9 protein-coding genes and 1 tRNA gene are annotated in these 12,011 nt (G+C 62.9%); 4 read left to right on the top strand and 6 right to left on the bottom strand.

The window, feature by feature from the left end:
* Nucleotides 1–43: 43 nt before the first annotated feature.
* Nucleotides 44–1,255: an AI-2E family transporter gene (locus JOF47_RS01990; protein WP_210001313.1), complete on the bottom strand. Its 1,212-nt coding sequence runs from the start codon at nt 1,253–1,255 to the stop codon at nt 44–46.
* A gap of 363 nt (nt 1,256–1,618) precedes the next feature.
* Nucleotides 1,619–2,434 carry a Bax inhibitor-1/YccA family protein gene (locus tag JOF47_RS01985; protein ID WP_209995629.1) on the bottom strand — a complete coding sequence of 272 codons (816 nt, stop codon included), beginning with the start codon at nt 2,432–2,434 and terminating at the stop codon, nt 1,619–1,621.
* A 552-nt stretch (nt 2,435–2,986) separates the two neighbouring features.
* Between JOF47_RS01985 and JOF47_RS01980 the strand changes: the two genes are divergently transcribed.
* From JOF47_RS01980 to JOF47_RS01965, 4 genes are read left to right on the top strand one after another with little or no spacing between them, the layout of a single operon-like run.
* A complete protein-coding gene (locus tag JOF47_RS01980; RefSeq protein WP_210001312.1) occupies nt 2,987–4,264 on the top strand; it encodes a branched-chain amino acid ABC transporter permease in 1,278 nt (425 codons plus the stop codon).
* 13 nt (nt 4,265–4,277) lie between these two features.
* Nucleotides 4,278–5,258: a branched-chain amino acid ABC transporter permease gene (locus JOF47_RS01975; protein WP_209995627.1), complete on the top strand. Its 981-nt coding sequence runs from the start codon at nt 4,278–4,280 to the stop codon at nt 5,256–5,258.
* Nucleotides 5,255–6,316 (top strand): ABC transporter ATP-binding protein, encoded by a 1,062-nt coding sequence (locus tag JOF47_RS01970; RefSeq protein WP_209995625.1) that lies wholly within the window; start codon nt 5,255–5,257, stop codon nt 6,314–6,316. The genes JOF47_RS01975 and JOF47_RS01970 overlap by 4 nt, the downstream gene beginning before the upstream one ends.
* Nucleotides 6,313–7,098, top strand: a complete 786-nt coding sequence (locus JOF47_RS01965) for an ABC transporter ATP-binding protein (protein WP_209995623.1) — start codon at nt 6,313–6,315, stop codon at nt 7,096–7,098. The genes JOF47_RS01970 and JOF47_RS01965 overlap by 4 nt, the downstream gene beginning before the upstream one ends.
* Before the next feature lie 100 nt (nt 7,099–7,198).
* Here JOF47_RS01965 and JOF47_RS01960 read toward each other — a convergent pair whose 3' ends face one another.
* From JOF47_RS01960 to JOF47_RS01945, 4 genes are all read right to left on the bottom strand, one after another.
* Nucleotides 7,199–8,476, bottom strand: coding sequence for an ABC transporter substrate-binding protein (locus tag JOF47_RS01960; protein WP_209995621.1), 1,278 nt, complete (start codon nt 8,474–8,476; stop codon nt 7,199–7,201).
* 337 nt (nt 8,477–8,813) lie between these two features.
* Nucleotides 8,814–8,895 (bottom strand) — tRNA-Leu (locus tag JOF47_RS01955).
* A 148-nt stretch (nt 8,896–9,043) separates the two neighbouring features.
* Nucleotides 9,044–10,417: an NAD(P)/FAD-dependent oxidoreductase gene (locus JOF47_RS01950; RefSeq protein ID WP_209995620.1), complete on the bottom strand. Its 1,374-nt coding sequence runs from the start codon at nt 10,415–10,417 to the stop codon at nt 9,044–9,046.
* A 65-nt stretch (nt 10,418–10,482) separates the two neighbouring features.
* On the bottom strand, nt 10,483–11,946 hold the full coding sequence (locus JOF47_RS01945) for a S8 family serine peptidase (protein ID WP_210001309.1): 1,464 nt from the start codon (nt 11,944–11,946) through the stop codon (nt 10,483–10,485).
* Nucleotides 11,947–12,011: the final 65 nt, after the last annotated feature.

Below are 12,011 nucleotides of genomic sequence, written 5' to 3'. Positions count from 1 at the left end.
GGGTCAGGCTGTATGGAGGGGGTTTTGGCCGATCGGCGGGGACTCAGGACCCGCGGGCGGGTTCTTCGCCGTCAAGATCGGCGGGCGCCGGTTCCGGGTTGCGGACCGGCTCGATAATTCGTGCATGGGTGTCCAGCGCCGGATCGTTTTCCCAGCCGCGATGGGAAATGTACTTCACCACGGTGTTGGCAACGGCCAGCGTTGGAACGGCGAAGAGCGCCCCGGGGATTCCCGCGACCATCGAGCCGCCGGCCACGGCCATGACCACGGCCAGCGGGTGCAGGCTTACGGCCTTGCCCATGATCAACGGCTGGAGGATGTGGGATTCGGCCTGCTGGACAAAGAGTACGACCAGCAACATGATCAGCGCATTGACGGGTCCGTTGGCCACCAATGCCAGCAACACCGCCACGGCACCGGTCACCATGGCACCGATCACCGGGATGAACGACCCGATAAAGACCAACACGGCCAGCGGCAGGGCCAGCGGCACACCGAGGATCAGCGCACCGACGCCGATGCCAACCGCGTCGATGAAGGCCACAAAGAGTTGCACGCGGACGTAGATCACCATGGAGGCCCAGCCGCGCTTGCCCGCACCCTCGGCGGCCAGTCGCGCACGCCGGGGCAGCACGTTGATGAAGAACTTGCCGATGCGCGGGCCGTCGAGCAGCAGGAAGATCAGCGAGAAAAGCACCAGCAGCATGCCAGTGATCAGATGCCCCAGCGTGCTGCCCCAGGACAGTGCGCCGGAGAGGATGCTCGAGGAATTGCTCTTGAGCTGGTTCAGCGCATCCGTGAGCAGCGCATCCAGATCTTCATTGCTCACGGCCAGCGGCCCCACCGAGAGCCAGTGCTGGATTTGGGTCACGCCGGTCAGCGCCTGGGCCCAGAGGCTGGAGAAGCCCGTGGCCAACCGCTGGCCGACCACGGAGAGGCCTCCGATGACCAGCACCAGAAAGCCGATCATGGTGATTCCGACGGCCAACCCCTTGGGCATGCGGGACTTGTCGTGCAGGAAATGGACAACGGGGCTCAGCAGCCCGGCGAGCAGTGCCGCGATCATCAGCGGGATGACCAGAAGGGAAACCTGCGAGAGCAGCCAAACGGCAATGCCGACGGCCACCACAATGACAATCAGGCGCCAGCTCCAGGACGCCGCGATGCGCACGCCATACGGCATGTCTTCGGCATGCCGGTGGTCCACGGACGACCCCTCGGACGGGAGGACCTGCTCGGCGTCGGCGCCCCGCATGTTGTGCTGGAACAACCCGGCGCCAGCCCCGCCCGTCGCCAACCCCGGGCCGTTCTGCGGGTCGCGGTTGAAGAGGTGCGAGAATTTCATGCCGCCGCCCTGGTTCCGGTGGGCTGCGCGCAATACCGTGCGGCGGCTTTTTCGGTTGGCAGGCAGCCTGCCGCCGACGGCAGCACCTGGGGAGCTGAGCACATGCCAGAAGGCATGATGCGGCTCCCTGCGGTGGCACTGCCATTGAATCTCATGAACATACGGTATCCCTTGAAAGTTCAGTGCGCGTCATAGATGACGCCCATATTGCAGAAAAACCGCGGGGCAGCACCCAAATAGTGGGTGCTGCCCCGCGGTTACACGGCAGATTGACTAGTCGTTGCCACGCAAGATAGCCAGAATGCGCAGAATCTCGACGTAAAGCCAGATAAGCGTCACGGTCAAACCGAAGGCCGCAGTCCAGGCCATTTTCGCCGGGGCTCCCTGGCGGACACCCTCGGAGACCGAGGTGAAGTCCAGAACCAGGGCGTAGGTTGCAAGCAAGACAGCAAAAGCGCCAATGGCCAGGCCGAGCCCGCCCGAACGCATGCCGAACTCGCCGCCGACAACACCGGTGAGCATCAGGACGAAGTTCAGCAGCGAGAACAGGCCGTAGCCAATCAACGCAATCATGAACATCTTGGTCATCTTCGGGGTTGCACGGTACTTGCCCGAGCGGTACAGCACCAGGGTCACCGCGAACACGGAGAAGGTTGCCAGCACCGCCTGGAACACGATGCCCGAGTACCGGGCCTCAAAGAAGGCGGAGATGCCGCCCAGGAAGAGTCCCTCGAAGCCCGCGTAGAGCATGATCAGGATCGGCGACGGCTCGCGCTTGAACGAGTTCACCAGACCCAGGACCAGGCCGACCAATGCGCCGACCAGCATCAGGGCCGGCAGCTGCCAGCCAATGGCGGCACCGATGACAACCAGACCCAGGCACAGCGCGGTCTTGTTGATGACATCGTTGTATGTCAGCCGTCCCATCTGCAGTCCCGATGCGGACGGCTTCGAGTACAGGTCCTGCAGGGCCTGCGGACTCATGTTCTGCTCGGCATACGTCGTGGACGCGGCACCCGTGGGGCCGGCCGCACGGGTCTGCTCGCGGTAATTCTTGGAATTGAAGACCGGGTTTCCGCCCAGGGCCATGATGATTCTCCTTGGTAGGTTGTGAGTTAATAGCCTACGTTGATACAACGACCGAGCACGACCGATAAATCCCGATCCGACCACCTTTCTTCAAGAAATCTGAACGGGTCATGGTTTCCGGTTGCCGGACGTCCTTCGACCACTGGGCATCGCTTGCGGCCACGCCTGCTTTTCCACCTCCAGGACCGCACTGAAACGTGTTTAGAGCCACCAAAACCCAGCCGGGACGATTCCGGCGCGCAAAACGCGCAGCCCGCCGATGCCCGGTCCCCGAGCCGCTGTCGCCGGCGGACACCCTCGGGCACCGAGAACCGCACGACGGATCGAGAAACCCCGCATTTACCAGACCGTTGTGGGATTAGGGCATTTCCCGATCCGAAGCTTGCGGTTTTTGTCCTTGTTGGCACTACGATAATCAAACATATAGTGACCCATGCCACATCAGTCACCGAATTACTTGGAATTCGGGCTGAAAGCGACGAGAGGGCTCGCACCGTGCTTCGTCAAGCCAAATCAGCAACTGGCCATTTATTCGTGATCTTGGGGTTGTTCATGGGCGTGCTGTTCGCCTCGCTACTCCCCCCTTCGGCCGCCGTCGCAATGGGCCCGCCGACCACGGCACAGGTCCAGGTCCAGACACCAACGAAATCGCAGGAATTCACCATCCGTGGAACCTTGCGCGACGGAAAGGAGCCGGTTGCAGGGGTACGCATCACTGCAACCTCCAGCAACGGGTTCAGCGCCGAGGCCGTTACCGACAAGGACGGTCGTTGGGTCATCGTCGTTCCCGAAAAGGGAACCTATGAGGTCTTGCTGGATGTTTCGACCCTGCCGCCGGACAAGCCACTGGCCAGCGGGGAACCCAATCCCCGGATTGTCGAATTTGGCACATCCTCGAACATGGGCGTCATTTTCAAGGTGGGTGAAAACGTTGCCCCGCCCGTCGCTTCATTTGGAACCATCTTGGCCGAACGCATCGTTGCGGGACTCAGCTTCGGTTTGTTGCTGGCATTGACCGCCGTCGGGCTCTCGTTGGTTTTCGGAACCACCGGCCTGACCAACTTCGCCCACGGCGAGATGGTGACGTTCGGCGCGGTGGCCGCGTTTGGGCTTTCCGCATGGGGGTTCCCGTTGTGGGCCGCACTCACCGTTGCGGTGCTGCTGGGCGGCGCAGCGGGGTGGATCCAGGACTGGGGACTTTGGAAGCCCTTGCGCCGCCGCGGGTCGGCACTTGTGCCCATGATGATTGTTTCCATCGGTCTGGCGCTGGCCATGCGCTACACCATCCTGTTCTTCTTTGGTGGAACCACCGAACAATTGCCGGGGGCCCAAAGTCCGCTGTTGAAGTTCGCGGGGATAGCGATCTCGCGCAACACCCTTATCTCTTTGGTGGTTTCACTGGTGGTGATCGTCGCTGTGGCGCTGCTGCTGCTCAAGACCCGGTTCGGCAAGGCAACCCGTGCCGTGGCCGACAATCCGGCGCTGGCCGCGGCCTCGGGCATCGATGTGGACCGGGTCATCCGGATGGTTTGGGTTGTCGGGAGCATGCTCGCAGCCTTGGGCGGAATCCTGTGGGCGTACTACCGCCCCGGCGTCACCTTCAACATGGGCCAACAAATCCTGCTCCTGATCTTCGCCGGCGTCACCCTTGGCGGGCTGGGAACCGTGTTCGGAGCCCTCATCGGTTCCGTACTCGTCGGCCTGATGGTCGAGATTTCCACGATCTGGCTCGAGGCTGACCTGAAGTACGTGGGAGCCCTGGCCATCATGATCTTGGTACTGCTAATCAGACCCCAGGGCATCCTGGGCCGTCGCGAGCGTGTGGGTTAAGGGAGAGCAGGACATGGACTTTGCAACGATCTTTACCAATGCGCTGACCCAGGCTGTCAGCCCGATCACGGCTTCCTACGCACTGGCCGCCCTCGGGCTGGCGGTGCATTTCGGATATACCGGGCTGCTGAACTTCGGCCAGGCAGGCTTCATGGCGGTCGGCGCCTATGGGTTTGCCATTTCAACGCTGACATTCGGTGCCTCGCTGCCCATGGCCATCTTGACGGCAATCGCCGCCTCGGTGCTCTTTGCGATCTTGCTGGGCGTCCCGACGCTGCGTTTGCGCGCCGATTACCTGGCGATCGTGACCATCGCGGCGGCCGAGATCATTAGGTATGTCGTGACAACCAATTCGCTCACCAAGATCACGGGTTCGGCCAACGGCCTGGCGACCTTTGAACGCGGCTTCTACGGCTTGAACCCGTTCCAGCCCGGAGACTACCAGGTCGGCCCGCTGGAGTTCAACGACAGGACCCTCTGGATAACCATTGTGGCTTGGGCCTTGGTGCTGCTGTGCGCGAGCATTGTCTGGGGTTTGATGCGCAGCCCCTGGGGCCGGGTCATCAAGGGCATCCGCGAGGATGAACACGCCGTGCGTTCACTAGGCAAGAACGTCTTTGTCTACAAGATGGAAGCGCTGATCATCGGCGGAATCTTCGGCTCGCTTGCCGGCATCATCTTCACGCTGCCCACCGGAGCCGTCCAACCGGCAAACTACGGAACCGAACTCACGTTCTTCCTGTGGACTGCGTTGTTGCTCGGCGGCATGGCCACGGTGTTCGGTCCCATTCTCGGCTCAATGATCTTCTGGGTTGTGCTCTCGCTGACCCAGGGCATCCTTCTGGGACTCATCGAATCGGGGACAATCACATTCCTGACCGCCATCCAGGCAGGCCAGATCCGCTACATACTTGTCGGAGTCGCCCTGATGCTGCTCATGATTTTCCGTCCCCAAGGAATTTTGGGCAATAAGAAAGAACTGGCATTCTCATGACCGATGCACAACAGTTCGCGGATTCACCTTCCACAGGCATATCCCCCGAACCAGAAAACCCCTACGTCCACGACGCCCGGCCGATTGCGCTTGGCCCGGCCGAGCCCGGCTGCGCAAAACGGGATCCGATTATCATCGCCGACGGGGTGCGGCGTACCTTTGGTGCGCTGCACGCCGTCGACGTGGACCACGTGGAGATCCCCAGGCACAAGATTACTGCCCTGATCGGACCCAACGGAGCCGGGAAGACCACGCTCTTCAACCTGCTCACGGGCTTCGACACGCCCAATGCCGGTTCATGGACCTTCGACGGGCACGGCCTCTCCGGGGTCCCTCCCCACCGAGTTGCCCGCATGGGAATGGTGCGCACCTTCCAACTGACCAAGGTCATGGGCAAGCTCACCGTCATCGAGAACATGCGCTTGGGCGGCAAGGACCAGCCCGGGGAATCCTTATGGAAAGCAATGTTCCCCTGGCTTTGGAAGGCTCGCGAAGCCGAACTGACCACCACGGCGGATGAACTGCTGAAGAAATTCAAGCTCCACGAAAAACGTGAAGACTATGCAGCGTCCCTTTCCGGTGGACAACGCAAGCTCCTGGAAATGGCCCGCGCTCTCATGGCCGCACCTCGTCTGGTGATGCTGGATGAACCGATGGCCGGCGTGAACCCCGCACTAACACAATCGCTTCTGGACCACATCAAGAACCTGAAAGCCACCGGAACCACCGTGCTTTTCGTAGAGCACGACATGCACATGGTCCGGCATATCGCCGACTGGGTCATAGTCATGGCCGAGGGCCGGGTGGTGGCCGAAGGCCCTCCGCAGGCGGTCATGCAGGACCCGGCCGTGATCGATGCCTACCTTGGCGCACACCACGACGTCGACCTCGGCACCGCAGAAGGGGCAGCGAAGCTCGAAGATGCCCTCAGCGAAGATGAGGAATCCGTGGTGGGTACGGAGGACGCCGGCGAATTGCTGACGCCCAACGAACCAATCGATCCAATCGATCCAACCGACCCAACCAGCTCAACCGACGAGACCCAGGGGAAGCCATGAATGAAACAGCCGGCCAGGCCGTCGTGACCGTCACCGATCTGGTGGCCGGATACATCCCCGGGGTCAACATCCTCAACGGCTGCAACATTGAGGCGCGCAAAGGCGAACTTATCGGCATTATCGGACCCAACGGCGCCGGCAAATCCACCCTGCTCAAGGCAATGTTCGGGCTGGTCAAGGTCCATTCGGGAACTGTGGTGGTGCATGGCGAAGACCTCACCGGGCTGAAGGCCAACAAATTGGTGGCCCGCGGCCTGGGCTTCGTGCCGCAAACCAACAACGTCTTCCAGACGCTGACCATCGAGGAAAACATGCAAATGGGGCTCTTCCAACGCCCCAAGGACTTTTCCGAACGCTTTGACTTCGTCGCGTCCCTGTTCCCGGAGCTCGGCAAGCGCAGAAGCCAGCGCGCGGGCTCCCTTTCGGGCGGCGAAAGACAGATGGTGGCCATGGGCCGGGCGCTGATGATGGACCCGGCGGTGTTGCTGCTCGACGAGCCCTCGGCCGGGCTTTCCCCGGTCAAGCAGGACGAGACGTTCCTGCGGGTCCATGAGATCAACCGCGCCGGGGTCTGCGTGATCATGGTCGAGCAAAACGCACGGCGATGCCTCCAGATCTGCGACCGTGCCTACGTCCTGGACCAGGGTCGCGACGCGCACACAGGCAGCGGCAGGGAATTGCTCAACGATCCCAAGGTCATCCAGCTCTACCTCGGCAATCTTGCCGAGACCGTGGAGCGGGAGGAAGCCGACCAGCGCAGGAACCCGGAAGCCGAAGCCTAGGCACAAACGCCCACGGGAGACCCGAACGCATGCAAAGAAGGGGTTGGGTTCATTGAACCCAACCCCTTCTTCCGGTCGGCACTAGCGGACGATGCCGGCGCTAGACTGCGCCGGCCTCTTCGCGCAGCGGCTGTGGAACGTTGTTGTCGTCGTACTTGTAGATGCCCATGATGCCCTCGGAGATATCGCCGTTCTTGTCGAAGCTGATCGGGCCCGAGATGCCGTCGTAGTCGATGTCCTTGCCCTCATCGAGCAGCTTTTTGCATGAGGCGAAATCGGTGCACTTTTCTCCGTCACGCGAAACCGCCTCGAGCTGCGCGGCAATCGATTTCCCGTCGGCAGCCTTGGCTGCGGTGGCGGCCAAGGCAATCACGGTGGCGGCGTCGTAGGACTCAGCGGCGTAGTTCCAGTCCTTGAGCTTGTCGTTGACCGTCGCCAGGCGCGCCTTGAAGTCGTCCTTGGCGAAGGAACCCGGCTGGGTACCCTGCGCGCCCTCCAAGGTGCCCTTGTCGAAGTCCTTTGAGTAATCAGTGAGGTTGCCGTCAACAAAGTACATCTTGCTTGCCGGGACGCCCTTTTGGACCAACAACGGAATGATGGAGCGTGCCTGGTCGAAGCTCAAGATGGCAATGGCATCGGGATTAGCCGCCACGATCTCGTCAACCTGGGACGAGAATTGCGAGTCGCCCTCATTGAACATTGATTCGGCCACGATCTCGCCACCCGCGCCTTCGACGGCGGACCGGATGTTCTTGGCCAGGCCGGTGCCGTAGGCGTCGTTGAGCACGATCATGCCGACACTCGAAGCACCATCTGCAACCATGACGTTGCCCAGGATGCGGCCCTGCATGACGTCGGAGGGCGCGGTCCGCCAGTACAGCCCCTTGTCGTCCCAGGTGCTGAAGTCCGGCGAGGTGTTGGCCGGCGACATCATCAGCGTGCTCTCGCCGGTGATCTGGTTGATCACGGTCTTGGTCACGCCGGAGGAGGCTGCGCCGATGATTGCTGAAACTCCTTGGCCCAACATTTCGGTGGTCGATTGGGTGGCAATGTTCGTCGTCGTGTCGCCCGAATCGCGGCTAATGGTGGTCACGTCTTTCCCGTTCACCCCGCCGGCCGCGTTGATCTCCTTGACTGCCAGATCCACGCCCGCCGTCATCGGCGGCCCGAAGAAGCTCAGTGCGCCGGTGTTGGGCAGCAGTGTGCCGAGCTTCAGCTGACCGTCCCCCGATGCCGCCGGTGCTCCGGACCCGCCGGGAGATTCACTGGTTGTGCTTCCGCCTCCACCTCCGCATGCGGTGGCGGTCAAGGCCACTGCGGCTCCAACCGCGAGTAGACGGCCTCCTCGAGTAAAACGCGATCGTGCACGTGCGACCATGTTGGCTCTCCTCAAAAGTATGCCCCCGAAGCAATCGCCCAGAAGGCAGCCGAGGCTCCCCGGCTAATAAGGAACGTAACGTAAATCACACAACAATATAAGGCGTAGTTGATCACAGCAACGTAACGGGCGATTGGTGGCCCCGGTCTCACTTGCATCTCTATGGAACCCGTCGGAGTGGGTCCCGTGGCTAACGACAGGAGCCGAACTACTTGGACGAAGCGAAACGCACCCATGGACGGAATGAATGGAAATATCCAAAGCCGTCCGAAAAATGCAAAATGCGGTTGCCGAAGTTCTCTTTCAAGAACTTCAACAACCGCATTTTGCTATCATGTACCCCCAGTGGGACTCGAACCCACAAGCCTTTCGGCAACTGATTTTAAGTCAGTCGTGTATGCCAATTCCACCATGGGGGCCTACCAGATCAAGCGTACGCGATCGGGAGCTTTGGTGTGAAACGTGGCCGCCGGCGAATCAATTGTTCGCACGGCGGCCACGGTTCGGCCCTTCCTGCTCCGAGCCCTGCCCTATCACTTGGGCCGTTGCCGGAAGAGCGGCGACCCCTTAGACGCGCGGCTTCGGGGTTGCTGCCTCCACGAAAGCGGCGCGCGGGTTTTCCAGGTTGTTCAGCTGCAGCGTGTCGCGCTGGAAGAGCAGCGAGGTGAACCAGCCGCCCACCACGCGGAACTTGCGCTCGAACGTCGGCATGGCCATGCCGTGGTAGCCGCGGTGCGCAAGCCAGGCCGGGAAGCCCTTGAGCTTGATGCCCATGACCTTGGCGACACCCTTGTGCGCACCGAAGCCGGCAACGGCGCCGAGGTTCTTGTGCTTGTAGTTCTTGACCTGGCCGACGCCGTAGCGGGCGGCGTACAGGTTCTTTGCAAGCAACTTGGCCTGGCGCACGGCGTGCTGTGCGTTGGGCACGCAGGTGCCGTCCGGCAGGCCTCCGGTCACATCGGGCACCGCCGAAACGTCGCCGGCTGCCCAGGCGCCCTCGATGGCAACGCCGTCTTCGCCGGTGATGCGCAGGTCGGTGCCGGTCATGACACGTCCGCGGGCTTCGATCGGGAAATCGGTGGAGCGGACCATCGGGTTGGCCATGACGCCTGCGGTCCAGATCAGGGTGTCGGTTTCGAAGGTCTCGGCCGGGGACTTGTCGGCCATGTTGATCAGCTGCATGACACCGCCCTCGGCGTTGGCCAGCGAGGTGTTGAGCATGACCTCGATGCCGCGGCTGCGCAGGTGGTCGACGACCCACACTGCCTGCTCTTCGGTGACCTCGGGCATGATGCGGCCCATGGCCTCGACGACGACAAAGCGCAGTTCGCCCTTTTCGATGCGGCCGTTGAGCTTGGCCGCGTGGCGGGCCATGTCCTCGATCTCGGCGATGGTTTCGATACCGGCAAAGCCGCCACCGATGACAACGAAGGTCAGCGCGCGCTTGCGCTCGGCGGCGTCGGTCATCAGCGAGGCGGATTCGATGCGCTCAAGGATCTTGTTGCGCAGGGCAACGGCTTCTTCGATCGTCTTCAGGCCGATGCCGGTGTCGGCCAGGCCCGGGATCGGGAAGGTGCGGGTGATGGCACCGGCGGCCATGACGACGTCGCGGTATTCGATCTCGAACGGCTCGCCAGCAACCGGCACGATGACGGCCTTGTTGTTCTTGTGGTCGATGGCCGAGACGCGGCCATTGATCAGTTCGGCGTGCTTGAGGTGTTGGCGGTGCGAAACCACGGCGTGGCGCGGTTCGATCTGGCCGCCGGCAACCTCGGGAAGGAAGGGCTGGTAGGTCATGTACGGAAGCGGGTCGACGACGGTGACGATGCCGCCGTGGTCCTTGACCTTCTTCTGCAGTTTCATCGCGACGTAGAGTCCGACATAGCCGCCGCCGACTACAAGAATGCGCGGGCGATCGGAAAGTTGTTCAGTGATAGGCATGTGCCCATAGTATCGCGAAAAAGACCGTTTGTGAAAATGTTCACTAATGCTCGGCGGGCGCCAAATCAGTGCCTGGGACCGGACTCCGGCAGGTCGTCGAAGATGTCCCGTTCCCCTCCGGGCTCTTCCAGTTTCAGCGAGGCGACGGAGCCGACGGTTGCCGCTTCCGCACGCCGCTTGGTCCGCGCGGAACGCACGTAGTGGGTGGAGCCGCCAACGATGGTGAAGAGCAACAGCGCGCCGAACCCGAGCACCAACACCGGCTGCAGGACCTTGCCCTCCTCCAGGGGGGCCTGCGGCTGGGGGGCCGCGATCGGGGCGATGTCTGAGGTTTCCGTGGACACCCCGGGGTCGAGGCTTGGCGAGGTGCTCGGCTTCGCGCTGCGGCGGTGCACCCTGATCCATTCGGTGATGGTGTTCATGGGGTTCTGCGCCACCATCGGCACATCGGCCGTCAGCGCCGAGTAGGCATCGAGGATGCCGTGCCCGTAGAGGTTGTCCACCCCCGGCTTTCCCGCGTCCCGCGCCGTGTACAGGATGCGGTTGATGACTTGGGGGGCCTTCATCTCCGGGTACTTCGCACGGATCATCGCCGCAACGCCGGAGACCAGCGGGGCTGCGCCCGAGGTGCCCGACCAGTCGGCGTAGCCGCCGTCGGGCAGTCCGCCGACCAGCGGCTCGGCCGGGGCCGCAACGCCGATGCTGATGCCCTCGGTGGAGGAATCCACGCTGGCCTTGCCCTCGCGGTCGATGCCCGCAACCGTCAGGACCCCGGGAATCGTCGCCGGCGCGCCGACCTGGTTCATGCCGCCGGCTCGGTTGCCAGCCGCCGCCACGACGACCACGTCGTGGTCCTCGGCGTACTTGAATGCCCTGTCCCAGCTCACCGGCCACTCGGGCCGGGTGGAGCCCAGGGACATGTTGATGACCCGGGCGCCGTTGTCGACGGCCCAGATGACGGCGGCCGGGACCTGGTCCTCGACGCTGGTGCCGGCGGGGTTTTCGGTTCCCATCCAGAGGGAGACCGAGAGCAGCTCGGCTTCCGGGGCCACGCCAACGACTCCGTCGGGTCCGGGCCCGGGGGCGGGGACCTCGATGGGCTCGGGCTTCTCCGGCGGCGTCTCCCCCGCCGCTTCGGCGCTCTGGACGGCCCGGTCGTAGGCGATCTGCTGCGCCTCGGCCTCGGCCCGCGCACCGTCGATCTCCACCGAGTTGTTTCCCCGTCCGGCCAACAGCGTCGCCACCAGAGTGCCGTGCTCGGGCAGGTTTCCCAGCGGCTTGGAGCCGTCGGCGGCGCCTGCGCCGGAGACGTCCTTGCCGCCGGCCACGACGTCGACAAGGTCCGGGTGCGAGGTGTCGATTCCCGTGTCGATGACGGCGACCTTCACGCCCTGGCCCTTGGAAACCTCCCAGGCCTTGGTGATGCCCGATGACTCAAGCCACCACTCGCTGTCACGTACGCCATCCGCGTTGGCGCTCGAGGCCCCAAACAGCGCCATGGCCGCGCAGAGGCCTAGGCTGAGAATCATGGCACCGGTGCGGTGCAGTCGTCGCTTCAAGGGCTCACCTACCAATTTCTGTTACGGGTACAGCT

Origin of the sequence: Paeniglutamicibacter kerguelensis (genome assembly GCF_017876535.1) — a bacterium.
Taxonomy (GTDB): Bacteria; Actinomycetota; Actinomycetes; order Actinomycetales; family Micrococcaceae; genus Paeniglutamicibacter; species Paeniglutamicibacter kerguelensis.
The sequence above is the reverse complement of the archived record's forward strand: the minus strand, read 5'-3'. Positions and strand labels throughout refer to the sequence as shown.